Consider the following 24,183-nt stretch of genomic DNA (forward strand, 5'->3'; position numbering starts at 1 on the left):
GTCGGGGGAGCGGAGTGCGGTCCGTTGTCGCACTCTCGTTGTTCTAGTTGTCATAGAATGGATGCATGATCGTTCGTGTCGACCCGGCGAGCAGCGCACCGCTGTTCGAGCAGATCGCCGCATCGATCCGGATGGACGCCGCCGCCGGGCGGATGAGGCCCGGCGATCGTCTTCCCGCCGCGCGCGAACTCGCGCGGGCTCTCGAGGTCAATCTCCACACGGTGCTCCACGCGTATCAGCGACTGCGTGACGAGGGCCTCGTCGATCTGCGCCCGGGACGGGGCGCCGTCGTGACCGGCGCCGTCGCCCCCCTCGCCGACCTCCACGACGACATCACCGCGCTCGCCGCACGCGCACGCGCCCTCTCGCTCTCGCCCGACACCCTCGCCGCTCTCGTGAAGGAGGCAGCCCATGACCGCTGAGCCCTCGACCCCCCAGGCGGGAACGCCTCGCGCGGCGGTCGGCCGTTTCGTCCTCGTCGCCATCGTGCTTCCGCTCCTCACGGTCGCCGCGGGTCTGGTGGTCCTGCTCTCGGTGGCCGACGCACTGCCCGACCCGATCGCCGTGCACTGGGGTGCGAGTGGAAGGCCGGACGGGTTCGGGCCCCTGTGGCTCGTGATCGTCGTTCTCCTCGCCGTCGTCGTCGCGACCTCGCTGTTGCTGGCGATCACGACGCTTCCCGCGCTGCGGCGTGGCCGGATCGGGAGCTCTCCGCGGCTTCTCGGCGCGGTGTCGTGGGGGCTCGCCGCGTTCCTCACGGCTCTCGTGACGGTCGCGACCGCGGCTCAGGCGGGACTCCCCGAGGCCGCCGACGGTCCGGCGATCTGGGTGCCACTTCTCGCGGGCGTGGTCGCGGGCGCCGTCGCCGGTGCGGCCGGCTTCGTGATCCAGCCTCGCGTCGACTTCGTCCCGACGCGGCTCGGTGATGCCGCGCCGTTCGAGGTCGACGACGGGGAACAGGTCGTCTGGCTCCAGCGGGCCGTGATGGCGCGGGGTGGCATCGTTGTCCTGCTGGCGGCGACCGCTCTCATGGTGGTCATCACGGTCATCACGTGGTTCGCCGGCATCGACCCGGTCGGCCAGGCGGTGATGCTCGGCGCCACCGTGCTCATCGTCCTCCTCGTCGGCATGAACCTCGTCTTCCATGTGCGCGTGGATGACGCAGGTCTGGCCGTCACCTCGGCGCTCGGATGGCCGCGGTTGCGCGTCCCCCTCGCGGATGTCGCCGAGGCGGTCGTCGTTCAGGTCGACCCGATGGCGGAGTTCGGTGGGTGGGGGCTCCGTTGGGCGCCCACCGGGCGCTTCGGGGTCGTGATGCGCGCAGGCGAGGGCATCGAGGTGCGTCGCCGGAATGGCAAGACCTTCACGGTGACCGTCGACGACGCGGCGGCCGGGGCCTCGGTGCTGACCGCACTCGCCGCCCGTGCGGCTCGCCGCTCCGATCGCGGTGCGGCTTGACGGGGTGACCAGGCGGAACGACGCTGGGGGCATGACATCTGCGTCGCCCACTCCTGACGGCTGGCTCGCCGTCGACCGCTACTTCGTCGACACCCTCGTGGGGCACGATCCCGCGCTGGAGGAGGCCGTGGAGGCGCAGCGCGACGCGGGCCTTCCCGCGATCGAGGTGGCGCCGGTCAACGGCAAGTTCCTCCATCTCCTCGCCCGCCTCAGCGGCGCTCGCCGGGTGCTGGAGATCGGGACGCTCGGCGGCTACTCGACGATCTGGCTCGCTCGCGCCCTGCCCGCCGACGGCCAGGTCGTGACGATCGAGGCGGAGCCGGCCAACGCCGGGGTTGCGCGCGCGAACATCGATCGTGCCGGAGTCGGATCGCTCGTGGACATCCGCGTCGGCCGGGGAGAGCACGTGCTGCCGACGCTGGCCGACGAAGAGCCGTTCGATTTCGTCTTCATCGACGCCGACAAGGAGTCCAACACGCTCTACCTCGACTGGGCGGCGCGGCTGGGGCGCGAGGGAACGGTCGTCGTGGTCGACAACGTGGCACGGGGCGGCGAGGTGGCCGATCCCGATGCCACCGACCCGCGTGTGGTCGGCACCCAGCGCGGATTGGGGATGCTCGGGAGCGACCCACGCTTCGACGCGACTGCCCTGCAGACCCTCGATCTCAAGGGCTGGGACGGCATCGCCCTCGCCGTCGTCGTCCGCGCAGGGGAGCTTTGACCCGGCGGCGGCGCTCTGTGACACCCGTCGCGGCATCACTAGACTCGGGAGCGGACCGACGACGCTCCCAGATCCATCCTCCACAAGCAAGGAGTCCCCTGTGGCACTGATCGAGGCTGTAGGCGCACGCGAAATCCTGGATTCGCGTGGCAACCCGACCGTCGAGGTGGAGGTGCTGCTCGACGACGGAATCGTCCAGCGCGCCGCCGTTCCCTCCGGCGCATCCACCGGCGCGTTCGAGGCGTACGAGCTGCGCGACGGTGACAAGAGCCGGTACGGCGGAAAGGGCGTCCTGAAGGCCGTCGCCGCGGTCGTCGACGAGCTCGGTCCGGCGCTGGAAGGTGTCGAGGCCAGCGAGCAGCGCATCGTCGACGAGATCCTCATCGAGACCGACGGCACCGAGAACAAGTCGCGCTGTGGCGCGAACGCGATCCTGGGCGTCTCGCTCGCCGTCGCCAAGGCTGCCGCCGACAGCGCCGACCTGCCGCTGTTCCGCTACCTCGGCGGCCCGAACGCGCACGTCCTCCCCGTTCCGCTCTTCAACGTCATCAACGGCGGCGAGCACGCGGACAACGGCATCGACTTCCAGGAGTACTTCCTCGCACCGATCGGCGCCGACACGTACGCCGACTCGCTGCGCTGGGGCACCGAGGTGTACCACGTCCTGAAGGGCGAGCTGAAGGCCGCCGGATTCGCGACGGGCCTCGGCGACGAGGGCGGGTTCGCTCCCGACCTTCCCAGCAACCGCGAGGGGCTCGACTTCCTCATCAAGGCGATCGAGAAGGCCGGCTTCCAGCCCGGCAAGGACATCGCCGTCGGCCTCGACGTCGCCGCGACCGAGTTCTTCTCCGACGGCGTCTACACCGTCGAGGGCAAGGCGTGGTCGGCCGAGCAGCTGACCGACTACTTCGCCGACCTCGTCGCCAACTACCCGATCGTCACGATCGAGGACGCCTTGGCCGAGGATGACTGGGACGCGTGGAAGGCGCTCACCGACGCGATCGGCTCCAAGGTCCAGCTCGTCGGCGACGACCTGTTCGTCACCAACCCCCAGCGTCTGCAGCGCGGCATCGACCTCGGGGTCGCCAACGCGCTGCTGGTGAAGGTCAACCAGATCGGCACGCTGTCGGAGACTCTCGACGCGATCTCCCTCGCCACGCAGAACGGTTACCGCTCGATGCTGTCGCACCGCTCCGGCGAGACGGAGGACACGACGATCGCCGACCTGGCGGTGGCGGTCAACGCCGGCCAGATCAAGACGGGAGCGCCCGCCCGCAGCGAGCGCGTCGCGAAGTACAACCAGCTGCTGCGCATCGAGGAGGAGCTCGGCGACGCCGCGGTCTTCGCCGGGCGCGCCGCCTTCCCGCGCTTCGCCGGCTGACGGAGCGCCTGCCGCGGCGCGTGCACCCGCGACGTAGGCTGGAAGACATGAACGAAGAGGGAGCCCGACGCACCGCGTCGGCTCCCTCTTCGCCGTCCCGGTCCCAGGTGGATGTCCGCGACTGGGTGGGGCGTCTGCGCCTCACCGCCTTCACCGGGATCATGCTGGGGCTTGTCGTGCTCGCGGCGTTGGTCCTCGTGCCATCGGTGGGCACGTATCTCGATCAGCGGCAGCAGATCGCGGCCCTGCGTCAGGCCGTCACGCTCGGCAAGGACGAGATCGCCGAGCTCCGGCTGGAGCGGGAGCGCTGGGCGGATCCCGCCTATGTCACGGCGCAGGCACGGGAGCGGCTCTACTACTACCGGCCCGGTGAGGTCGTCTATCTCGTCGACGACGATCTTCCCCCCTCCGCGATCCCGCAGGAGCAGGCCCCCGTGAGCGAGGACGTGGAGGAGGCGCGCACCGACTGGATGGCGCAGCTCGTACGGTCCGTCGCTGCCGCAGGCCTCGCGCGGCCCGCCGTGGGTGAGTGAGCGGAGGGAGCGGCCGTCGGTCCGTCTTCGCCGCCACGCCCGTCACGACCGAGGGCGCAGCGGGGCCCCAGGTGCGGCCGGGTAGCCTGGACGGGTGCCTTTGACGCCTGCCACCGACCGCGACCTCGACATCATGCGCGAGCAGCTCGGTCGGCCCATGCGCGGCGTCATCGGGATCGCCGCACGGTGCGTGTGCGGCAATCCGACGGTCGTGGCCACGGAGCCGCGGCTTCCCGACGGCACTCCGTTCCCGACGTTCTACTACCTGACCCACCCGGGCGCGACCGCCGCGATGAGCGCTCTGGAGGCGACGCAGGTCATGCGCGAGTTCTCCGAGCTGCTGGCGGTGGACGACGAGGTCGCGCGCGCGTACGCGGCTGCGCACGCGGCGTACCTGGCCGATCGTGCGGTCTACGGCGAGGTGCCCGAGATCGCGGGTGTCTCGGCCGGTGGCATGCCCTCGCGCGTCAAGTGTCTTCACGCGCTCGCGGGGCACGCCCTGGCGGCAGGTCCCGGCGTCAACCCCATCGGCGACCGGGCGCTCGAGCGCGGTGACTGGTCGCCGTCGACGTGCACGTGCGCGCGGCCCGGTCCCCTCACGGAAGGCGCCGCATGACGGCCCGGTGGAGCCGGTGGGTGCGCTGGAGCGCGGCGGCCGTGGCGTTCCTCATCGTCCTCGGGGGGACGACGGCCGCGACGGTGCCGCCCGACGACGAGGCTGACATCGATCCCGTGCAGTCGCTGGAGTACTGGCTCGATGACTACGGGATCCGCACCGCGTGGGAGACCACGCGGGGCGAGGGGGTCACGATCGCCGTCATCGACACCGGTATCGGCAAGGGCCCGGTGGAGTTCGACGGGGTGCGAGGCGGCGCCGACTTCTCGGGCGTCGGCGCGCAGGACGGACGCAATCCTGTCGGAGCCGTCGACTCGAACCACGGCAGCTGGGTGGCCTCGCTCGCCGCGTCGCGGGGCACCGGGGACGGGGCGGGGATGCTCGGGGTCGCCCCCGAGGCGACGCTCCTGTCGCTGTCGGTCGGTTTCGGCTCATCGGCGGCCGTGCCATTCGTCGACCAGATCGCCGACGCCATGCGCTGGGCGGTCGATCACGGCGCCGATGTCATCAATCTGTCCTTCACCACGAACACCCTGGAGTGGGATCCGAGCTGGGACGAGGCATTCCTCTATGCGTTCCAGCACGACGTGGTCGTCGTGGTCGCCGCAGGGAACCGGGGCACCGGTACCGACGAGGTGGGTGCCCCCGCGACGATCCCCGGCGTGCTCACGGTGGGCGGCGTCGACCGATCCGGGAAGGCCAGCGTCGAAGCGTCGACGCAGGGGATCTCGATCGGGATCATGGCCCCGAGTGAGGAACTGCTCGGGGTGTCGCCCGACGGTCAGATCGTGATCTGGGACGGCACGAGCGGGGCGGCCCCCATCGTGGCCGGGATCGCCGCGCTCGTCAGGGCGGCCCACCCCGAGCTCGACGCCGACAACGTCATCAACCGGATCATCCGCACGGCACGATCGACTCCCGAATCCCGGGCCAAGCCGGCGCTGTACGGCTACGGCCTGGTCGATGCCGCCGCCGCGGTGTCGGCGAAAGTGGCCCGGGTCGATGAGAACCCGATGGGGAGCCTGACGGAGTGGATCCGGCTGTACCGGCGCCAGGAGGTCAAGCCGCAGCCGACGCCCACCGTGGCGCCTGTCGTCGTCCCGCCGCTTCCCGCTCCGGAGGCGGCGACGCCGCCGGAATCGGCGCTCCTGCCCAGCGCGGACAGCCTGAGGTACGGCACCGTGCCGCTCTTGGCCGGTACCGTGGTGGCTATAATGGTGGGGCTCGGCGTCACCGCTGCTGCCCGGCGAGTTAGATCGGCGCGCGCCTCCCGCACGTCGAGCCGTTGATTCAAGGAGTTCCGCGTCCTGTGACCAGCACCGCGACCAGCCCTGCGTTCGCCCCCGCGACCAGCGCTGTGCCCAAGATCCTCATCGTCGGAGGCGGCTACGCCGGCTTCTACACCGCGTGGAAGCTCGAGAAGCACCTCCGGAAGGGCGAGGCGGAGGTCACGATCGTCGACCCGCTGCCGTACATGACGTACCAGCCCTTCCTTCCCGAGGTGGCCGCGGGGGAGATCGAGGCGCGTCACGTTGTCGTCGGCCTGCGTCGACACCTCAAGAAGACCCGTGTCGTGGTGGCGAAGGTCACCGGCATCAACCACGCCACGCGTACCGCGACCATCACGCCCGAGGTGGGCGAGCCGTGGACCGAGACGTACGACCAGATCGTCGTGACCGCCGGAGCGGTCTCGCGTACGTTCCCGATTCCCGGCATCGCCGAGAACGCGATCGGTCTGAAGACGATCGAGGAGGCCGTCGCGATCCGTGACCGCATCCTCACGAACTTCGATCGCGCCGCCAACCTGCCGGCCGGCCCGGAGCGCGACCGCCTGCTCACCGTCGTCGTCGTCGGCGGCGGCTTCGCCGGTATCGAGGTGTTCGCCGAGACTCGCGCGCTCGCGTCGTCCCTTCTCAAGCTCTACCCGCAGCTGCGCTTCGAGGACACGCACTTCCACCTCATCGAGGCGATGGGGCGCATCATGCCCGAGGTGTCGCTGAAGACCAGCGAGTGGGTCCTCAAGGACCTCGCCAAGCGGGGCGCGAACGTCCACCTCGACACGCAGGTGACCGGTGCCGTCGACGGCAACGTCGAGCTCTCCACCGGCGAGGTCATCCCCACCGACCTCATCATCTGGACCGCCGGTGTCATGGCGAACCCGACCGTCGTGCGCGGCGGTGACCTCCCCGTCGAGGAGCGCGGCCGGATCCGCACCCGTGCCGACCTCCGCGTCGGCACGCCCGACGAGGCCGTCGAGGGCGCCTGGGCGGCGGGAGACGTCGCGGCCGTTCCCGACCTCACCGGCGCCGGAGTCGGCGGATACTGCGTGCCCAACGCTCAGCACGCCGTCCGTCAGGCCAAGCTGCTCGCCAAGAACCTCGTCGCCGTCATGCGCGGCGAGGTGCCCCGTGAGTACATCCACAAGAACCTCGGTGCGGTGGCCGGTCTCGGTCTCTACAACGGTGTCTTCCAGTCCGGCAAGATCGCGCTCAAGGGCTTCATCGCCTGGGTCGCCCACCGGGGCTACCACGGCTTGGCGATGCCGTCGTGGGAGCGCAAGTGGCGCGTGATCGGCGACTGGTGGCACAACTTCTGGCTCAACCGCGACAACGTGTCTCTGCAGACCGTGCAGAATCCGCGGTACGTCTTCGAAGAGTTCGCCGCTCGCCCGCGTCCGGCGGTGGCAGAGGCCCCGGCTGAGCCCGCGGCGAAGAAAGCACCCGCCAAGAAGGCGGCCGCCAAGGAGCCCGCCGAGACCACCGCGCGCTGACCCGCGGGCTATCGTGGGCGCAGGCCCCCGTAGCCCAATGGCAGAGGCAGGCGACTTAAAATCGCTTCAGTCTGGGTTCGAGTCCCAGCGGGGGTACGTCCGTTCTCTGCCGAGGAGCGCGCAGCAGTGTGATCTCCTCGACCGCGTGGTGTGTGGAGAGCGTCGCGGGCGGAGGTCACGCTTTCGATAGGCTCCCACGCGGGAGGAAGAGATGCCGGTGCGCACGGTACGTCAGGAGTTGGAGGCCGCGCCCAGCCGGTTCGAGGCGCTGGAGGTCTTCGCGGCGGTGGCGACCGAGGCTCGTCTCGTCTCTGAGGACGGGACGCAGTGGTACACGGCCTGGGATCGGGCGATGCAGGAGCTGGCGCCGATTGGGTTCGTCCCCGAGTGGGGGCCGGTGATGCTGAGCCACCTCGGCGACTTCTGCTCCGATGTCGCGGGGAGCGCGGAGCGTGGACATGGCGTGCGGCGCACGACGACGGTGGTGCGGGGACGCTCGGCCTTTCCGTTCCACGAGTTCGAAGCGCTGACGGCCAGTCCGACACTCGCGCACGCCGACGCCGTCGACGCCATACGCGGCGTACGGGGCGAGCTGGAGACCTGTGGTCTCATCTTCGCCGAGCGCTGGGCACGGATGATCCATATCGACATGGCGGAGGAGACGGCGTTCGTCCCCGATCCGAGCCCCGTCGGAGGGATGACGTTCTCGCCGCACGCGCACGAGCTCGGCGATTGGCTCGAGCTCAGCGTCGCGGAGTTGGCGGAGGGTCGGGGGAACCTCGTCGTCTTGGGCAAGCGTTTCGCCCACGACACGGAGCTCATCGAAGACCCGCACGACGAGGGAGCCCTGCTCTCCGCGCATCCCGTCACCGGGGACCCGTGGATTTTGTGGCTCGTCAGCGGGGGAGTGCTGTTACGATTCCAGCTCCTCACGTCCCCGGTGTCTGAGCGCGACGAGTCCCGCCGGCTCACCTAGTCGTCGGAGGAGGGTTCGCTCACGAAGACACCGACGATGTCACCATCCAGCACGAACTGCGCCCCGTTCCCCTCGCCGACGGAATCCCGTAGTTCCGCAGGGTCGTCGGCGCTCACCGTGAACTGGACTGTCGCGGGGAAGTCGCCGGCACGGCAGCCGTAGTAGGTCGGGCCAGTGATCGCGTCGCCCGAGGCGGACGCGTTCAGGGACGGGTAGGCCATGATGCACTCGCCGGCCGTCCCATAGAAGGAGCCTTCGGTGCGAACGATCGTCATGCCGCGGAACTCGTACACGCGTGTTCCTTCGCCCGCGGAACTGAAGAATCCGGGCACCGGCTGACCCGATTGCTCGAGCGTCGCGACCTGGCGTGCACCGCTCGAGGTGACGACGGGCGCGACGGTCGACAGCGACCAGGTGACCGCTGCCGAGACCGCCGCGACCAGAACCAGCGACGCGGCATAGAGCCATCGGCGTCGGCGGACACCGCGTCGGGATCCCGGGCCTTCGATCACCGTCGCGGAGGGCGCGCGGAGAGAATCGGCGTCGGGCGAGTGCCCCGGCGCAGGCGATGCCTCGGCGGCATCCCCGTCTGGCTGATCCCGGTTCCGGTCGCCCTGATCCGGCTCCCCACCGTCGGCGCCCGCCGGGCCCACCGCAGCGGGAGCACTCGATCGCGCCGTTCGCTCGAGCGCCTCCAGTTCTTCGAGTCGGTGTCGCCCGGCGGCATCGAGATCGGCGTGGCGGCCGTACGCGCGCTGGCGGAGCTGGCGGAGCTCGGCATCGGGAGAGGACATCCTACGCATCGTCCCACATCGTCCGACATCGTCAGCGCGCGCCGCCGGCGACGGATGCGGGTGCCCGGTGCCGCTGGCGTCTAGGCTGAGCCTCGACGTGCGAAGGAGCCTCACATGGTCCTCGATCTCCTCTCCGAACCCGCGGGTGCGCTCGCGCCGTGGCGCGACCCGGAGGCGTACTGGACGGCCCGCAGCCGCGCGGTCGCGCCGCTGTCGGGGCCGATCGCGACGATCGATCTCGACGCCTTGCGCTACAACGCCCTCGACCTCGTCGTCCGTTCCAGCGGAGTCCCGATCCGGGTCGCGAGCAAGTCCATCCGCGTGCGGGAGGTGCTCGATGCGACCCTGGCGCTCGACGGGTACGCGGGCATCCTCGCCTTCACCCTGCCCGAGGCACTCTGGCTTGCGCAGTGGTACGACGACATCGTCCTGGGATATCCGACGGCGGACCGTGCGGCGATCGCCTCGCTCGCCGCCGACGAGACGGCGGTTGCCCGCATCACGCTCATGGTCGACGACCTCGCCCAGCTCGACCTCATCGACGCGGTCGCCGCTCCCTCGCACCGCGGGACGCTTCGGGTGGCGATCGACGCCGACGCCTCGTGGCGGGCACCCGTGCTGGGGCACATCGGGGTGCGCCGGTCGCCCGTGCACGATGCCGCCGAAGTCTCCCGGCTCGCGCGGGGAATCGTCGCGCGGCCCGGATTCCGGCTCGTCGGCCTGATGATGTACGAGGCGCAGATCGCCGGTCAGCCCGACGACGTCGGCCCCGGCGACCCGGTGATCCGGTGGATGCAGCGGCGCAGCGACCACGAACTGCGTGACCGCCGCGCGGCGATCGTGGCCGCACTGCAGGAGATCGCACCCCTGGAGTTCGTCAACGGGGGTGGGACCGGCTCGCTGGAGTCGACCTCCGCGGACCAGGCGGTGACCGAGACAACGGCGGGGAGCGGGCTGCTCGCGGGCCACCTCTTCGATGGCTACCGCGCCTTCGATCCGGCGCCCGCGGCAGCCTTCGCCCTCGAGGTCGTGCGCCGTCCGACCACCGACATCGCCACCGTGCTCGGTGGCGGCTGGGTGGCCTCCGGCCCGCCGGTGTCCTCTCGCCAGCCGCGTCCCGTCTGGCCGACGGGCCTGCGCACACTCGGACGCGAGGGCACCGGAGAGGTGCAGACCCCCCTGCAGGGCGCCAACGCCCGAGGCCTGCGCGTGGGGGATCGCGTCTGGTTCCGGCACGCCAAGAGCGGGGAGCTCGCCGAGCGCTTGGATCGATACCACCTCACGCGGGGGTCGGAGCTGGTCGGCGAGACACCGACGTACCGGGGCGAGGGGAGGTCCTTCCTGTGACGCGGCCCGGAGGCGCGTGGCGGAACTGGGCGCGCACCGAGAGCGTCCGCCCCCAGCGAGTGGAGTATCCGCCGACTCTCGATGCGGTCCGTCGCGCCGTCCGATCCGCCGCCGCGCGCAGCCTCGCCGTCAAAGCCGTCGGAGCCGGGCACAGTTTCAGCGGGATCGCGGTCGCTCCGGGCGTGCTGCTCGACCTCTCCGATCTGACCGGCATCGTCTCGGTCGACGTCGACCGGGGCCGGGTGCGGCTGTGGGCGGGGACCCGGCTCCATCAGATCCCGGCGCTGCTCGCACCGCACGCATTGGCCATGGAGAATCTCGGCGACATCGACCGACAGTCGCTCGCCGGCGCCCTGTCCACCGGTACGCACGGGACGGGCCTGGCGTTCGGGGGCATCGCGACGCAGGTGCGCGCCGTGACCCTGGTCACCGCCGACGGTGAGCTGCTCACGATCGACGAGGATCACGAGCCCGAGCTCCTTCCGGCCGTCGCTCTCAGCCTCGGTGCGCTGGGCGTCATCGTGGACGTGACGCTGCAGTGCGTGCCCGCGTTCGGGCTCCGAGCGGTCGAGCGCCCCGAACCGCTCGATGACGTCGTCGCTGGACTCCTCGGCCGCGCAGAGGCGGTCGACCATTTCGAGTTCTATTGGTTCCCCCATACCGATGTCGCGCTCACCAAGACCAACACCCGTCTCCCACCCGGCGAGCCGACGGCGCCCCTCCCGCCCGTGACGCGATGGATCGATGACGTCGTCGTCGGGAACGGCGTGCATCAACTGGTCTGCAGCGCGGGGAGGGTCGTGCCCCCACTCGTTCCCGTGATCAATCGGCTGTCCGCGCGGGTGTGGGGCGACCGGACCTTCTCCGACGCCTCGTCGCGCGTCTTCACGACGGCGCGGAGCGTGCGATTCCGCGAGATGGAGTACGCGGTTCCCCTCGAACGCGTCGCATCTGCCTTCACCGAGGTCCGAGAACTGGTGCGCGCCCGCGGATGGCGCATCGAGTTCCCGATCGAGGTGAGGACGGCCGCGGCGGACGACCTCTGGCTGTCCACTGCGTCCGGACGACGCACCGGCTACATCGCGGTCCACCGCTATTGGCGTGCCGACCATCGCGAGTACTTCGCCGCGGTCGAGCAGATCATGCGCTCCCACGGCGGGCGGCCGCACTGGGGGAAGATGCACACCCGGACGGCCGACGACCTGCGGACCGAGTATCCGCGCTTCGACGACTTCGTGGCGCTACGCGACCGCCTGGACCCCGATCGGCGCTTCCGCAATGCCTATCTCGACCGCGTCCTCGGTGAGTAACGGCTGGGAGTGAGGCGGTCGCGGTTCGTGCGCCTTCGACGCCTGGATAGGATGAGCACATAACCGTTGGGAGTGCTATGGAGTGGCTGATCCCCGTCCTCATCGTCGTGGGACTCGTCGTCATCGTCGGAATCTACCTCTGGGCGACGTACAACTCGCTCGTGGCGCTGAACGTCCGCGTCGATGAGGCGTGGAGCGACATCACCGTCCAGCTGAAGCGTCGCGCCGATCTTCTGCCGAACCTGATCGAAGCGGTCAAGGGATACGCGGCGCACGAGAAGGCGGTCTTCGAGAACGTGACGCGCGCGCGGGCCGAGACCTTGACGGCCTCCACGCCCGCCGATGCCGGGGTGGCCGAGGGACACATGCAGCAGGCGCTCAAGTCGCTGTTCGCCGTCGCGGAGGCCTACCCGCAGCTGCAGGCGAGCCAGAACTTCTTGCAGCTGCAGCAGGCCGTGGTCGACACCGAGGACAAGATCCAGGCGTCTCGGCGGTTCTACAACGGCGGAGTGCGTGAGCTCAACACGAAGATCAAGGTGTTCCCGAACAACCTTTTCGCGCGCAACCTCGGCTTCAGCGAGCGCGAGTTCTTCGAGGTCGTCGACGGCGCCGCCATCGCCGAGCCTCCGCGCATCCAGTTCTGAGGTCAGCGATGAGCGCCGCGGGAAACCGCAGGTGATGAGGTGTACTCGGCGATCGCGCGCAACAAGCGCAACACGTGGTTCATCCTCATCGGATTCGTGCTCGTGCTCGGGGCGATCGGTCTGCTGGCGGGCTGGTTGGCCGGCAACAATTGGTGGATCACCGCCTTCGTCCTGATCTTCTCGGCCGGGTACGCGACGGTGCAGTACTTCGTCGCCGACAAAGAGGCTCTCGCTCTCGCCGGCGCCCAACCGGTGACCCGCGAAGAGGCGCCCCGCTATTACCGTCTCGTCGAGAACCTGTGCATCACCACGGGCACCCCGATGCCTCGCCTCTACGTCGTGGACGACCCCGCGCCCAATGCGTTCGCGACGGGCCGCACGCCGGAAGAGGCCTCCATCACGGTGACGACCGGTCTGTTCGAGCTCATGACCGACCGGGAACTGGAGGGGGTGCTCGGCCACGAGCTCGGCCACATCCGCAACTACGACATCCGCGTCTCGCTGATCGTGTTCGGGCTCGTCGTGGCCGTCGGGATCCTCGCCGACGTCATGATGCGGGTCGCCTTCTTCGGAGGGCGGGGGCGCGGCAACAACCAGGCGCAGATCGTCTTCCTCATCTTCGGCGTCGTCGCGGCCGTCGTCGCGCCTCTGCTGGCCGGACTCGTGCAGGCCGCGATCTCGCGGCAGCGGGAGTACCTGGCCGACGCGACGAGCGCGCTCACGACGCGTGACCCCGACGGACTGGCATCGGCGCTGGCCAAGCTCGCCGATCAGGGTCGCCCTCTCGCGAAGGAGAGCACGTCGATGGCGCACTTGTGGTTCAGCGACCCCCTGCGTCCGGGGGCGATGTCACGCTTGTTCGCGACGCACCCACCGCTGCCCGACCGCATCTCACGGCTGCACGAGATGGGCGGTCGCTTCTAGTCGTGTCGCGCGTTCCCGGTGACGCATACACCCGGTCGTAGACTGGCGGGATGACCGGCTCAGCCCCGAAGTCGTCGGATCCGAAGCCCCGCGGCACGTTCCGGGATGCGCTGCGCAATCGCACGGTCTCCACCGAGATCGGCGAGTCGATCCCGCGGGGGCTGCGGATCGCGACCGCCTACTCGTGGCGTTTCGTCGTCATCGCCGCCGCCTTCGCGATCTTCGTGTGGCTGGTCATCCAGCTGAAGCTCCTCGTCATCCCGCTGCTGGTCGCCCTGCTCATCACGGCACTGGTCTGGCCGGCCTTCACCTGGATGCTGCGCCACCGGGTTCCGCGGTGGCTGTCGCTCGTGATCAGCGTGCTCGGTACGATCGCGATCGTCTCCGGACTGCTCTACCTCGCGATCTGGCAGATCACACGCGAGTGGCCGCGCGTGCGTGCGAGCACCGAGGCCTCGGTCGGACAGTTGCGCCAGTACCTGATCGACGGTCCTCTGCATCTGACTGCTCAGCAGATCGACGATCTCCTCGCCCAGGCCGGCACGTTCCTCCAGCAGCAGGCCGAGACGCTGTGGTCGGGAGCCCTTGCGATCGGATCCACGGTCGGGCACGTGGCGACGGGCGCCCTGCTCACTCTGTTCATCCTGCTCTGCACGCTCGCCGACGGCAGTGGCATCTGGCGCTGGGTGGTGCGTCTGTTCCCCTCCGCCGCACGACCGGCGGTCGACGGAGCCGGTCACGCCGGATGGAAGACGGTCGTGACGTACGCCCGCACCCAGCTGTTCGTCGCGACGATCGATGCGATCGGCATCGGGCTCGGAGCATTCTTCCTGGGCGTTCCGCTGGCGATCCCGATCGGGGTCCTCGTCTTCCTCGGCTCGTTCATCCCGTTCGTCGGAGCGGTGGTCACGGGGAGCCTCGCGGTCTTCCTCGCGCTCGTCTACAACGGTCCCTGGATCGCGCTGTGGATGCTCATCGTCGTGCTCGGCGTGCAGCAGCTGGAAGGGCACGTCCTGCAGCCCCTCATGATGGGCGCAGCCGTCAAGGTCCACCCGCTCGCGGTGGTGCTGGTGGTGGCCGGTGGCGCCATGATCGCCGGCATCCCCGGCGCGCTTTTCGCCGTGCCGCTGGCCGCATTCGTCAATGTCGTCACGCTGTACTTGTCGCGCCGTCAATGGGAGACCGGGGCGCGGCTGGGACCCGACGACCTGATCTGGAGTACCGTGCCCCGCGCGAAGAGGAGTGCCCTGTGACCGACCCCCGCACCGCGACCCACCCGTCGCTTGCCGAGTTCCACGATGCCGCGGCGTTCCTCCGCGACGTCGCCGCGCGCACGCCGCTGGAGGACTCCGAGTTCCTCAGTGACGTCCTCGGTGTGCCGGTCTCCCTCAAGCTCGAGAACCTGCAGCGCACCGGGTCGTTCAAGATCCGCGGCGCGGCCTATCGGATGTCGCGGCTGACCGACGACGAGCGCGCGCGCGGCGTGGTGGCCGCCTCCGCCGGCAACCACGCACAGGGTGTCGCCCGCGCCGCGCAGAAGCTCGGCATCCCGGCCACGATCTTCATGCCTCTCGGCGTTCCGGTGCCCAAGCTCCTCGCCACCCGCGGATACGGTGCCGAGGTCGTGCTGGAAGGCGCGACCGTCGAGACGCCGCTGCGGCTGGCGGCCGAGTTCGCCGAGCGCACGGGGGCCGTCCTCATCCACCCGTTCGATCACCGTGACGTCATCATCGGGCAGGGAACCGTGGGTCTGGAGATCTACGACGAGGTGCCCGACGTCGAGACGGTGATCCTCGGCATCGGAGGCGGCGGCCTCATCGCCGGCGTGGCGGCGGCCATCAAAGCGCGCGCGGCGGCCGACGGACGCGTCGTACGGATCATCGGCGTCCAGGCGGCCAACTCGGCGCCGTATCCGATCTCGTTGGCGGCGGGGGAGCCCGTCACCATCGAGACCACACCCACGATCGCGGACGGCATCGCGGTGGCCCGCCCGGGCGCGGCGCCGTTCGAGGTGATCCGGGACCTCGTCGACGAGGTCGTCACCGTCACCGACGACGACATCGCGCGTGCCCTCCTCGTCCTCCTCGAGCGCGCCAAGCAGGTCGTGGAGCCCGCCGGCGCGGTCGGGGTGGCGGCCATCCTCTCCGGAAAGGTCGTGGCCAACGGCCCGACCGTCGTGATCCTCTCCGGAGGGAACATCGACCCGCTTCTGTTGCAGCGCGTCGTCGCCCACGGTCTCGCCGCCTCCGGGCGGTACATGACCCTCCAGATCCCGCTCCCGGATCGCCCGGGCCAGCTGGCCCGCGTCTCCGAGCTGCTGTCGGTGGCCGGGGCCAACGTCATCGAGGTCCTGCACACCCGGCACGGACAAGGGCTCCAGATCAGCGAGGTGATCCTTCAGCTCAGCGTGGAGACCCGCGGCGAGGACCACCGCGCCCACGTGATCTCCGTCCTCGAAGACGCGGGCTTCCAGCCGCGGGTCGTCTCCGACTGACGGGCTACTGACCCGCGTAGGTCTCCACCTTGATGATCTCCACCGAGATCTCGCGCCCGTTCGGGGCCGTGTACGAGGTCTTCGCCCCTTCCGCCAGTCCCAGGATGGCCGCGCCGAGGGGGGAGGCCTCGCTGTAGACGTCAAGCTCGGAACCGGCCGCGATCTCGCGGTTGCCGAGGAGGAACACCTCCTCACCTCCCGCAACGACGGCGGTGACGACGGTTCCCGGCTGCACGGTGCCGTCGGACTCGGGTGCTTCGCCCACCTGGGCGTCCTTGAGTAGCTGCTGGAGGGTGCGGATGCGAGCCTCCTGCTTGCCCTGCTCGTCCTTCGCGGCGTGATATCCGCCGTTCTCCTTGAGGTCACCCTCCTCGCGGGCGGCTTCGATACGCTTCGCGATCTCCTCGCGGCCCACCGTCGAGAGGTGCTCGAGCTCCGCGGCGAGCCGGTCGTAGGCATCCTGCGTGAGGAAGGTCACAGTGCTGTCGCTGGACACGTCGTCTCCTAGGGGGAAGAGGCCCGATGGGATCGGACCTAAACCGAACGCCCCGGCAGCCGAGCCGGGGCGCATGAGTGTCGACTCAGCCTACGGGATCCAGCAGGAGGTGACCAAACCGGTCGTCGCGAGCGCTGTCGTCGGCACGGTCTCACTGAAGCGACGTGTGTGAGCGGGGTCGGCCGGATACTCCACGACCTTCCAGCCGACGATGCCGTGCTCGGTGTCCTGGGCCTCGATGGCGCAAGCCACGGCGGTGTCGGGCTGCGCCGTGACCTGGAAATCGACCGTGATCTGATGGTCGTCGACCTTTCGGAAGCCCGTCGTGTCGTAGTCAACCTGATTCATCGTGCGGGCGATCGTCGTCCAACCGAGGTAGCCCACCAGCGCTGCCGCGATGACACCCAGAACGATCCACCGCGTTCGGCGGCTCCGGGCGGAGGAGCGCCCGTACCGGTCGTCGAGCATCGCCTGCGTGGATTCGGTGGTCATCGTCTTCCGTCGGTCGTGGTCGCTCCCCGACGACGCGGTCGGGACGCGCGGAGGGATCTTCTAGGCTGGAGTTCCAGGCTATGCGCTCCGCGCGCAGAACGAGGACAGATGTACGCGCTCCTGTGGCTCGCGACGGCGACTCCGACTCCTTCGCCGTCCCCGACCCTCATCGACCCCGACCGGGTCACTCCCGGCGTCGCCGGCTTCATCGGGATCGCGGTGATCGCGATCGCCGTCGTGCTCCTGCTGATCGACATGCAGCGACGCATCCGTCGGGCTCGCTACCGTTCCGAGATCGCCGAACAGCTCGACGCGGAGGCGGCGGACGCGCGGGATGGCGACGCCGACGGGACGAGCCTCACCCCGCCCAGCCCAGCGAAGGAGTGAGGGGCGACAGCGCGATCAGCAGGCAGGCCGTCCAGTGGCACAGGAAGGCCAAGACCGTGCAGACGTGGAAGATCTCGTGGAAGCCGAAATGCCCCGGCCACGGGTTCGGACGCTTGAGGGCGTAGACGATCGCCCCGCCCGTGTAGAGAAGACCGCCCACGATGACCAGGATCATCATCGGCACGCTCGCCTGGAACAGGTCGACCATGTACATGACGGCCGCCCAGCCCAGCAGCAGGTAAAGCGCGACGTACAGCCAGCGCGGGGCGTTGATCCAGAACACGCGGAAGAGGATCCCCAGGAGTGCCCCTGTCCACACGAGCGTGAGCAGGAGCACGCCCTTGTCGCGTGGGAGGGCGAGCACCGCGATGGGGGTATAGGTTCCCGCGATGAGGAGCAGGATGTTCGCGTGGTCGATGCGCTTGAGGACCGCCTTGGTCCGCGGGCCCCAGTGGAAGCGGTGATACAGCGCGGAGTTTCCGAACAAGAGGAGTGAAGTCGCCATGAACACCGCGCTGGCCCACTTGGCGGCCGCGCCGTGGGCGAGGACGATGAGCACGACTCCGGTGGCGATGGCCACGGGGAAAGTCGCCGCGTGGATCCAGCCGCGCCACGACGGCTTCAGCTCGACCTGGGCGCCGGCCGCAGCGGCATCGAGGAGCGGGAGCTGAGGCATCTCAGCACCCTCGGGTGGGGTGGTCACGACCCGAGCCTACGCCGCGCCGTATGCCCACCCTCACATACGCCCGCGCTGCGAAGAGCCCGTCGAGACGGAGGATTCCGAGTCGTGAGGGGTACGGTAGACCTCGTGACGGCGAACGGTTCGGGGGAGGGGCGCGGTCCCCTCTACCGGCTGTACATCTCTCGTCTGCGCCGACGTCTCACGCCGCAGACGGTCCCGCATCACGTGGCGATGATGATCGACGGTAACCGTCGATGGGCCCGTCAGGCCGGATATCCGACCGTCGCCGAGGGACACCGCGCGGGAGCCGCGAAGATGCGGGAGTTCCTCCGCTGGTGTGACGAACTGGGCATCCGGGTCGTGTCGCTCTACCTGCTGTCGACCGACAACCTCACCAAGCGCGACTCGCGCGAGCTCGCCGACTTGATCGAGATCATCGCCGAGCTGGCCGATGCCATCTCCCTCGAGCCCGAGTGGCGCGTGCAACACGTCGGCCGTGCCGATCTCCTCCCCACCGATCTCGCCCGCGCCTTGCGTACGGCCGAGGAGCGCACCGCCGGGCACCGGGGACTCCACGTCAACCTCGCGGTGGGCTACGGGGGGCGGAGCGAGATCGTCGACGCCGTCCGCCGTATCGTCGCCAAGCACCAGGAGCGCGGGGGATCGCTGGAGGAGCTGGCGGCTCACCTCACTCCTGAGCAGATCGGAGAGCACCTGTACACGGGCGGTCAGGCCGACCCCGACCTCGTCATCCGAACGTCCGGCGAGCAGCGGCTCAGCGACTTCCTGCTCTGGCAGTCGGCCCACTCGGAGTTCTACTTCGTCGAGGCGTTGGGTCCCGACCTGCGGGAAGTGGACTTCCTGCGAGCGATCCGGGACTACGCCTCCCGAGACCGTCGCTACGGCGGGTGAGACCGTCGTCTCCGGCGGCGCGCCCCGTGACAGACTGGAAGGGTGAGCGCGCTGGAGTCGTTTCTCGACAGCTTCGATGAGGAACCGGGATACCTGAACTGGCCGGCCTTCGGTCCGTTGTCGCCGACGGTGCTGGAAGAGAGCCGCGCCGACGCGCAACTGCTCGCGTCGGGCCGGGCCTCCGGGATCGCGCTCGTCTCGGCCCACCGCGACGAGGCGCGCCGTGCGCTCGGCGACCTCCTGACAGTGCCCGCCGAGGAGATCTCGCTTCAGCCCTCGACCACCTATGGCCTCATGCACGCCCTGTTCGGGCTCACCGGAACCGTCCTCGTCTCCTCCGCCGAGTACCCGGCGCTGCCGGTCACGGCCCGCCGGGCAGGCGAGGCGCGTGGCCGTCTCCACGTGCGCGACTTCGCCCCGTCCGACGGGATGCTCCGACCCGAGACGGTGCGCGAGGCGCTCACCGACGACATCGATGCGGTGCTCGTCAGTCTCGTCGACTACCGCACCGGGTACACGGTCGACCTGAGCGCCCTGCGGGAGGTCATCGGCGATCGCCTCCTCATCGTCGACGCGGTCCAAGCCGTCGGTGTCGTCGATGCCGACTACGCGGCTGCCGACGTGCTCTGCGGCAACGGGTACAAGTGGCTGCGTGCCGGATACGGCACGGGATTCGTTCGGTTCTCCCCGGCCGCGCGTGAACGCATCGAGCCGGTTCTGGCCGGTTTCGCGGGGCTCGAGGGAGAGCTCGGTGCCGGCGAGTTCGGCGCCCCCCGGGCGGGAGCGGATGCGTTCGCCGTGACGGGGACCGATTCCCTCGCCGCGGGACGGCTCGCCGTGGCCGCCTCCGAGCTCGTCGACGCGGGCATCGCGGCAGTCGCTGCGGAGGTCGCCGATCGCGCGCGCCACGTGATGGCACTGGCGGACCGGTATCAGATCCCCGTCCTGACGCCTCGGAATGCGCATTCGGGCATCGTGGCGCTCGAACCCGACCCCGCCGACGCCGGTCCGCTCGCGGCGGCTCTCGCCAACCACGGCGTGACGGCCACGGCGCGCGGCGGCGTGGTGCGCGTGGGGGCCCACGCCGGCACGGGAGCGGACACCCTGCAACTGCTCGGGGATGCGCTCGCCGAGGTCGCGGCGCGTCGGACCGTACTCGCTCCTCCCACGGTCGTCGCTCTGGAGAGTTAACGAGAAGGACATCTGCGCCCGCGTGTCGCGTCGCGAACCCGACGACGGGGCGACGTACGTTCATCTCATCGGGCAAGGCGCCCGTTCGAGTCGGCCATCCACTGACTCGTGGCCCCTGGTCGACTCGTGACTGCCGGGTGAGACTCACCCGGGGCGGGAGTGGGTTGTGACCACACGAGCACCAGAGAAGCAGCGCTCCACCAGCACGAGCGGCTCGGCCGCCGCGGCTCAGGATCTTCGCACCTACGTGCTGGACACCTCCGTCTTGCTGAGTGATCCCCGAGCCTTCTTCCGATTCGCCGAGCACTCGGTGGTCGTCCCGATCGTCGTCATCGGCGAACTGGAGGGAAAGCGTCACGATCCCGAGATCGGCTACTTCGCACGGCAGGCCCTCCGTCATCTCGATGAACTCCGCGTCGAGCATGGCCGGCTGGACTTCCCGGTGCCGGTCGGCGACGGAGGCACATTGCGTGTGGAGCTCACCAACACGGACCCGTCGATCCTCCCCGTGGGCATGCGCTTGGCCGACAACGACACGCGGATCCTCTCGGTCGCGATGCACTTGGCGCAGGAGGGCCACGCGGTCACCGTCGTCTCCAAGGACATGCCGATGCGAGTCAAGGCCGCCTCGCTCGGCCTCTATGCCGAGGAGTACCTGGCCGAGCAGGCCGTGGACTCGGGATGGACGGGAATCGCGACCGTCGATGTGTCCGGCGACGACATGAGCGACCTCTATGAGACCGAGCTCGCGCTGAGCGACGATGTCCGGGGGCTCCCCGTCAACACGGGCCTCGTCATCCACTCCGAGCGCGGATCCGCGCTGGGCCGGGTGACCGGTGACGGCGAGTTCCGCCTCGTCCGCGGCGACCGGGACGTGTTCGGCCTCCACGGACGATCGGCGGAGCAGCGGATCGCCATCGATCTGCTCCTGGACCCCGAGGTGGGCATCGTCTCCCTCGGCGGCCGGGCCGGAACCGGAAAGTCCGCGCTCGCCTTGTGCGCGGGTCTGGAGGCGGTGCTCGAACGACAGCAGCAGAAGCGCATCATCGTCTTCCGCCCCCTGTTCGCCGTGGGCGGGCAGGAGCTCGGCTACCTCCCCGGCGACCAGGCGGAGAAGATGAACCCGTGGGGGCAAGCCGTCTTCGACACACTCGGCTCGGTCGTCTCGGGAAACGTGCTGGAAGAGGTCGTCGCGCGCGGACTGCTCGAGGTGCTGCCGCTCACGCACATCCGTGGTCGTTCGTTGCACGATGCGTTCGTCATCGTCGATGAAGCGCAGTCACTCGAACGCAACGTCCTCCTCACCGTCTTGAGCCGCATGGGGCAGAACTCGCGTGTCGTGCTCACTCATGACGTGGGCCAACGAGACAACCTCCGAGTGGGGCGCCACGACGGCGTCGCCTCCGTGATCGAGACCCTCAAGGGCCACGGTCTGTTCGGACATGTGACGCTGATGCGCTCGGAGCGCTCGGCGATCGCGGCACTGGTGACCGACCTGCTGGAGCAGGGAGAGCTCAGCTGATCGAGTCGGCGCTATGCGCGCGGTCGTCCTCATGGGCGACCGCGCGCGTGTGCATGACGAGCTCCAGACCGCCCTCGACCTCCCGCCGTTCCAGATCGACGTGCACCGACAAGAGCCGTGCGAGGGAGTCCACGTGCGTCCCACCGCAGGGGATGCGGATGTCGGTGCCATCCAGGCGGCAGCTCCATGCCCGCCGGGCCGACAGCTCGTCGGCGTCGCGCTCGATGCGGACGTCTGAAGCCTGCGAGAGCCACCGTCCCAGAGCCTCGTCGACGCGAGCGGCAACGGCGTCGAGGTCGTCGAGTCCCGATGGGTCGAATCCCTTGCGGCGGAGTGACTTGCCGATGCGATACGTGTCGACCGACCCCCGGGGCTCGATGCGGGAACGCTGGATCGCGAGCGCATCGAAGGCGGGGCTTCCGAGACCGTCACGCGGAGGTTCTTTCGTCCACGAGTCGCGCAGAGCGAGGTCGAGCGCGAGCGACGCGAGATGACACGCGGTGTGCCCGAGCGACAACTCCGTCCGGAGCACCGGGTCCGCCTCGACCCGCACCGGCGTGCCGACGGTCGGTGCCGATTCCTCGAGGACATGGCCGACGACGAAGACCCACCCCTCCGTTCCGGTGCGAACGGGCAGGTCGGCGCCGAGGAAGAGCTCACCCTCGTGGACTCCTCCCGTGACCGCCTCCGGCACGCTCCAACGATGGACGCCGTCGCTCATGCTGCCACGGTCAGAGGGCTGGTCGGGCCAGGCCGTGTCCACGGGGTGGAACGCGGTGCGGTCGAGGAGGACGATCTTGCGTCCGTCACCACTGTCGCTGACGTGGAGCACGGTCGCCTCGCTGACCACGGCGCCGTCGGGATAGGTGACACGCGTGTCACGGGAGGGAAGCGTCACGAGGTCAATCCCACCGGTAGCCTTCGCCGCGGACCGTCACGATGTGATCCGGCCCGAGCTTGGAGCGCAGATAGCGCACGTAGACGTCGACGACGTTGGAGCCCGGGTCGAAGTCGAGCCCCCAGACGCGGCTGAGGAGAACCTCCCGCGTGAGCACCTCACCGGGGTGGCGGAGGAACTGCTCGGCCAGGGTGAACTCGCGGGCGGACAGGTCGACCTCCCGGTCACCCACGGTGACGCGGCGGGCGAGGACATCGAGACTCACATCGCCCCGCGTGAGCACGACGGGGGTCGCGGGAGACTCGCGCAGACGCGACCGCACGCGCGCGAGGAGCTCGGCGACGGCGAACGGCTTGGACACGTAGTCGCTCGCACCGGCATCGAGGCCTTCGATCGTGTCACTGGTTCCGCTGCGCGCTGTCAGCATGATCACCGGAACGGTGTTGCCTCGGGCGCGCAGATGGCGGAGCACGTCGAAGCCGTCCATCGTGGGCAGGCCGACATCCAGGATGATCAGGTCGAGATCGGGCTCCATCGCGAGCTCCAGGGCTTCCGCCCCGTCCTCGGCCACGACGGTCTCGTATCCCTCCGACGCGAGACCTCGCGTCACGAGTGAGACGATGTGCGGTTCGTCGTCGACGACGAGGATACGAGTCATGCGGAGGCCTCCCGTTGCAGCAGTACATCACCGGCGCGCACCGGTGAAGGGACGTGTGCTCGGGTCCCCACGGGGATCTCGAGCGTGAACGTCGCACCGCCGCCGGGGGTCTCAGCGATGGAACAGTGCCCGCGATGGGCTTTGGCGATCGCGTCGACGATCGCCAGGCCCAGTCCCGACCCGCCCACCGCGCGCTTCCCGGCGCCGCGATCGAAGCGGCGGAAGATCCGGTGGCGCATGGCCGGCGGGATGCCAGGACCGTGATCGCGCACCCACAACTGGACGCCGCCGGGGTGGACGGCGCTGCCCACCTCGATCGAGCTTCCGGCAGGGGTGTACTTGGCGGCGTTGTCGGCGAGCTGGAGCCAGGCCTGCAGCAGTCGATCCCCGTCGCCACGGATGACAGCGGCGGCGCTGTGCTCGACCCGCCAGAGATGGTCGGGGATGACGGTCACGAGCTCTCCGACGCGTTGCGTCAAGAGAGCGAGGTCGACGTCGGTCATCGTGAACTTGTCGGTCTCCACCGCCGCGAGCAGGTCGATGTCACCGATCAGCCGGGTCATCCGGTCGAGCTCTGCGATCCCGAGCTCACGGATGGCCGCAACGTCGGCGGGATCTTGCGGGTTCATCACCTCGAGATGGCCGCGCACGATCGTGATGGGTGTCTTGAGCTCGTGACGCACGTCGTCCAAGAGCCGGCGCTGGGCCTCGTAAGCGGTCTCGTCGCCGTCGGCGGGGAAGCCGCCCAGCGGAACGGCAGGAATCACGGCCCACCCGACGACGGCGGTCACGACCATCGTCGCCACGGCGATCACGATGTACACCGGGACCGCTGCCCAGGGCAGCGGCTGGTCCGTGAGGACGTGGACGACGGCGTCGCCCAGGCCTGCGAGTGCAAAGCCCGCCGCGACGACGGCGACCAGGAGCCCCAGAGTGCGCGTACGGCGGGAATGCACGGAGTTCGTGCGGTTCACTCT

The 24,183-nt window shown here is 69.6% G+C and carries 26 protein-coding genes and 1 tRNA gene; 20 read left to right on the forward strand and 7 right to left on the reverse strand.

Features of this window, described 5'->3' with window-relative positions:
• Positions 1-65 precede the first annotated feature (65 nt).
• The 10 genes from QM591_RS13590 (at position 66) to QM591_RS13635 (ending at position 8,455) form a co-directional block, all read left to right on the forward strand.
• Positions 66-422 carry a GntR family transcriptional regulator gene (locus QM591_RS13590; RefSeq protein ID WP_415132944.1) on the forward strand — a complete coding sequence of 119 codons (357 nt, stop codon included), beginning with the start codon at positions 66-68 and terminating at the stop codon, positions 420-422.
• Entirely contained in the window at positions 412-1,458 is a 1,047-nt protein-coding gene (locus QM591_RS13595) for a DUF1648 domain-containing protein (RefSeq protein ID WP_415132946.1), read from the forward strand. Before QM591_RS13590 ends, QM591_RS13595 begins: the two co-directional genes overlap by 11 nt.
• A 31-nt stretch (positions 1,459-1,489) precedes the next feature.
• On the forward strand, positions 1,490-2,179 hold the full coding sequence (locus QM591_RS13600) for an O-methyltransferase (protein ID WP_415132948.1): 690 nt from the start codon (positions 1,490-1,492) through the stop codon (positions 2,177-2,179).
• A 100-nt stretch (positions 2,180-2,279) separates the two neighbouring features.
• Positions 2,280-3,560, forward strand: coding sequence for a phosphopyruvate hydratase (gene eno, locus QM591_RS13605; protein ID WP_415132950.1), 1,281 nt, complete (start codon positions 2,280-2,282; stop codon positions 3,558-3,560).
• A gap of 47 nt (positions 3,561-3,607) precedes the next feature.
• Positions 3,608-4,093 (forward strand): FtsB family cell division protein, encoded by a 486-nt coding sequence (locus QM591_RS13610; RefSeq protein ID WP_415132952.1) that lies wholly within the window; start codon positions 3,608-3,610, stop codon positions 4,091-4,093.
• Between the two features lie 133 nt (positions 4,094-4,226).
• On the forward strand, positions 4,227-4,709 hold the full coding sequence (locus tag QM591_RS13615) for a DUF501 domain-containing protein (protein ID WP_415133048.1): 483 nt from the start codon (positions 4,227-4,229) through the stop codon (positions 4,707-4,709).
• Positions 4,706-5,998, forward strand: a complete 1,293-nt coding sequence (locus QM591_RS13620; RefSeq protein WP_415132954.1) for a S8 family peptidase — start codon at positions 4,706-4,708, stop codon at positions 5,996-5,998. Before QM591_RS13615 ends, QM591_RS13620 begins: the two co-directional genes overlap by 4 nt.
• 68 nt (positions 5,999-6,066) lie before the next feature.
• On the forward strand, positions 6,067-7,479 hold the full coding sequence (locus tag QM591_RS13625; RefSeq protein WP_415133050.1) for an NAD(P)/FAD-dependent oxidoreductase: 1,413 nt from the start codon (positions 6,067-6,069) through the stop codon (positions 7,477-7,479).
• A gap of 23 nt (positions 7,480-7,502) precedes the next feature.
• A tRNA-Leu gene (locus tag QM591_RS13630) sits at positions 7,503-7,575 on the forward strand.
• A 121-nt stretch (positions 7,576-7,696) separates the two neighbouring features.
• Positions 7,697-8,455 carry a hypothetical protein gene (locus tag QM591_RS13635; protein WP_415132956.1) on the forward strand — a complete coding sequence of 253 codons (759 nt, stop codon included), beginning with the start codon at positions 7,697-7,699 and terminating at the stop codon, positions 8,453-8,455.
• Here the strand turns inward: QM591_RS13635 and QM591_RS13640 are convergent.
• Positions 8,452-9,249 carry a hypothetical protein gene (locus QM591_RS13640; RefSeq protein ID WP_415132958.1) on the reverse strand — a complete coding sequence of 266 codons (798 nt, stop codon included), beginning with the start codon at positions 9,247-9,249 and terminating at the stop codon, positions 8,452-8,454. The genes QM591_RS13635 and QM591_RS13640 overlap by 4 nt on opposite strands.
• Positions 9,250-9,363: 114 nt before the next feature.
• On the opposite strand from QM591_RS13640, the gene QM591_RS13645 reads away from it, so the two are divergent.
• The 6 genes from QM591_RS13645 to ilvA all read left to right on the forward strand — a co-directional run bounded on the left by QM591_RS13645 (position 9,364) and on the right by ilvA (position 15,968).
• Entirely contained in the window at positions 9,364-10,596 is a 1,233-nt protein-coding gene (locus tag QM591_RS13645) for an alanine racemase (protein ID WP_415132960.1), read from the forward strand.
• Entirely contained in the window at positions 10,593-11,906 is a 1,314-nt protein-coding gene (locus QM591_RS13650) for a D-arabinono-1,4-lactone oxidase (protein ID WP_415132962.1), read from the forward strand. Before QM591_RS13645 ends, QM591_RS13650 begins: the two co-directional genes overlap by 4 nt.
• Before the next feature lie 77 nt (positions 11,907-11,983).
• Entirely contained in the window at positions 11,984-12,550 is a 567-nt protein-coding gene (locus QM591_RS13655; RefSeq protein ID WP_067161298.1) for a LemA family protein, read from the forward strand.
• Between the two features lie 39 nt (positions 12,551-12,589).
• The gene (locus QM591_RS13660; protein ID WP_415132964.1) at positions 12,590-13,474 is read left to right on the forward strand and encodes a M48 family metalloprotease; all 885 of its coding nucleotides are present in this window, start codon (positions 12,590-12,592) and stop codon (positions 13,472-13,474) included.
• 50 nt (positions 13,475-13,524) lie between these two features.
• Entirely contained in the window at positions 13,525-14,727 is a 1,203-nt protein-coding gene (locus tag QM591_RS13665; RefSeq protein WP_415132966.1) for an AI-2E family transporter, read from the forward strand.
• Positions 14,724-15,968, forward strand: a complete 1,245-nt coding sequence (gene ilvA / locus QM591_RS13670; protein ID WP_415132968.1) for a threonine ammonia-lyase — start codon at positions 14,724-14,726, stop codon at positions 15,966-15,968. The genes QM591_RS13665 and ilvA overlap by 4 nt, the downstream gene beginning before the upstream one ends.
• 4 nt (positions 15,969-15,972) lie before the next feature.
• Here ilvA and greA read toward each other — a convergent pair whose 3' ends face one another.
• Together greA and QM591_RS13680 are read right to left on the reverse strand one after the other, a co-directional pair.
• Positions 15,973-16,464 carry a transcription elongation factor GreA gene (gene greA, locus QM591_RS13675; RefSeq protein WP_415132970.1) on the reverse strand — a complete coding sequence of 164 codons (492 nt, stop codon included), beginning with the start codon at positions 16,462-16,464 and terminating at the stop codon, positions 15,973-15,975.
• A 90-nt stretch (positions 16,465-16,554) separates the two neighbouring features.
• The gene (locus QM591_RS13680; protein ID WP_415132972.1) at positions 16,555-16,956 is read right to left on the reverse strand and encodes a DUF4307 domain-containing protein; all 402 of its coding nucleotides are present in this window, start codon (positions 16,954-16,956) and stop codon (positions 16,555-16,557) included.
• Positions 16,957-17,064: 108 nt separating this feature from the next.
• Here QM591_RS13680 and QM591_RS13685 point away from each other — a divergent pair, with 108 nt between their 5' ends.
• Positions 17,065-17,343, forward strand: a complete 279-nt coding sequence (locus tag QM591_RS13685) for a hypothetical protein (RefSeq protein ID WP_415132974.1) — start codon at positions 17,065-17,067, stop codon at positions 17,341-17,343.
• Here QM591_RS13685 and trhA read toward each other — a convergent pair.
• Positions 17,315-18,019 (reverse strand): PAQR family membrane homeostasis protein TrhA, encoded by a 705-nt coding sequence (trhA, locus tag QM591_RS13690; protein WP_415133052.1) that lies wholly within the window; start codon positions 18,017-18,019, stop codon positions 17,315-17,317. The two genes, QM591_RS13685 and trhA, sit on opposite strands and share 29 nt — an antisense overlap.
• A 132-nt stretch (positions 18,020-18,151) precedes the next feature.
• Here trhA and QM591_RS13695 point away from each other — a divergent pair, with 132 nt between their 5' ends.
• The 3 genes from QM591_RS13695 (at position 18,152) to QM591_RS13705 (ending at position 21,650) form a co-directional block, all read left to right on the forward strand.
• The gene (locus tag QM591_RS13695) at positions 18,152-18,937 is read left to right on the forward strand and encodes an isoprenyl transferase (RefSeq protein ID WP_415133054.1); all 786 of its coding nucleotides are present in this window, start codon (positions 18,152-18,154) and stop codon (positions 18,935-18,937) included.
• 42 nt (positions 18,938-18,979) lie between these two features.
• Positions 18,980-20,128: an aminotransferase class V-fold PLP-dependent enzyme gene (locus tag QM591_RS13700; protein ID WP_415132976.1), complete on the forward strand. Its 1,149-nt coding sequence runs from the start codon at positions 18,980-18,982 to the stop codon at positions 20,126-20,128.
• Between the two features lie 166 nt (positions 20,129-20,294).
• On the forward strand, positions 20,295-21,650 hold the full coding sequence (locus tag QM591_RS13705; protein ID WP_415132978.1) for a PhoH family protein: 1,356 nt from the start codon (positions 20,295-20,297) through the stop codon (positions 21,648-21,650).
• On the opposite strand, the gene QM591_RS13710 is transcribed toward QM591_RS13705, so the two are convergent.
• From QM591_RS13710 to QM591_RS13720, 3 genes are read right to left on the reverse strand one after another with little or no spacing between them, the layout of a single operon-like run.
• Entirely contained in the window at positions 21,643-22,548 is a 906-nt protein-coding gene (locus QM591_RS13710; RefSeq protein WP_415132980.1) for a metal-dependent hydrolase, read from the reverse strand. The genes QM591_RS13705 and QM591_RS13710 overlap by 8 nt on opposite strands.
• Positions 22,549-22,552: 4 nt before the next feature.
• Positions 22,553-23,206, reverse strand: a complete 654-nt coding sequence (locus tag QM591_RS13715; RefSeq protein WP_415132982.1) for a response regulator transcription factor — start codon at positions 23,204-23,206, stop codon at positions 22,553-22,555.
• Complete coding sequence (locus tag QM591_RS13720; RefSeq protein ID WP_415132984.1) at positions 23,203-24,180, reverse strand: sensor histidine kinase; 978 nt, start codon at positions 24,178-24,180, stop codon at positions 23,203-23,205. Before QM591_RS13720 ends, QM591_RS13715 begins: the two co-directional genes overlap by 4 nt.
• Between the last annotated feature and the right edge of the window lie 3 nt (positions 24,181-24,183).

It is taken from the genome of Microbacterium sp. (genome assembly GCF_047607225.1).
Taxonomy (GTDB): Bacteria; Actinomycetota; Actinomycetes; order Actinomycetales; family Microbacteriaceae; genus Microbacterium.

What these genes read in the sequence shown, in the direction of transcription:
- QM591_RS13685 (WP_415132974.1), top strand. Translation starts at nt 17,065, where the DNA reads ATGTACGCGCTCCTGTGGCTCGCGACGGCGACTCCGACTCCTTCGCCG.
- QM591_RS13640 (WP_415132958.1), bottom strand. Translation starts at nt 9,249, where the DNA reads ATGTCCTCTCCCGATGCCGAGCTCCGCCAGCTCCGCCAGCGCGCGTAC.
- trhA (WP_415133052.1), bottom strand. Translation starts at nt 18,019, where the DNA reads ATGCCTCAGCTCCCGCTCCTCGATGCCGCTGCGGCCGGCGCCCAGGTC.
- QM591_RS13595 (WP_415132946.1), top strand. Translation starts at nt 412, where the DNA reads ATGACCGCTGAGCCCTCGACCCCCCAGGCGGGAACGCCTCGCGCGGCG.
- QM591_RS13600 (WP_415132948.1), top strand. Translation starts at nt 1,490, where the DNA reads ATGACATCTGCGTCGCCCACTCCTGACGGCTGGCTCGCCGTCGACCGC.
- QM591_RS13610 (WP_415132952.1), top strand. Translation starts at nt 3,608, where the DNA reads ATGAACGAAGAGGGAGCCCGACGCACCGCGTCGGCTCCCTCTTCGCCG.
- QM591_RS13665 (WP_415132966.1), top strand. Translation starts at nt 13,525, where the DNA reads ATGACCGGCTCAGCCCCGAAGTCGTCGGATCCGAAGCCCCGCGGCACG.
- QM591_RS13680 (WP_415132972.1), bottom strand. Translation starts at nt 16,956, where the DNA reads ATGACCACCGAATCCACGCAGGCGATGCTCGACGACCGGTACGGGCGC.
- QM591_RS13590 (WP_415132944.1), top strand. Translation starts at nt 66, where the DNA reads ATGATCGTTCGTGTCGACCCGGCGAGCAGCGCACCGCTGTTCGAGCAG.
- QM591_RS13655 (WP_067161298.1), top strand. Translation starts at nt 11,984, where the DNA reads ATGGAGTGGCTGATCCCCGTCCTCATCGTCGTGGGACTCGTCGTCATC.
- QM591_RS13620 (WP_415132954.1), top strand. Translation starts at nt 4,706, where the DNA reads ATGACGGCCCGGTGGAGCCGGTGGGTGCGCTGGAGCGCGGCGGCCGTG.
- QM591_RS13645 (WP_415132960.1), top strand. Translation starts at nt 9,364, where the DNA reads ATGGTCCTCGATCTCCTCTCCGAACCCGCGGGTGCGCTCGCGCCGTGG.
- QM591_RS13615 (WP_415133048.1), top strand. Translation starts at nt 4,227, where the DNA reads ATGCGCGAGCAGCTCGGTCGGCCCATGCGCGGCGTCATCGGGATCGCC.
- QM591_RS13715 (WP_415132982.1), bottom strand. Translation starts at nt 23,206, where the DNA reads ATGACTCGTATCCTCGTCGTCGACGACGAACCGCACATCGTCTCACTC.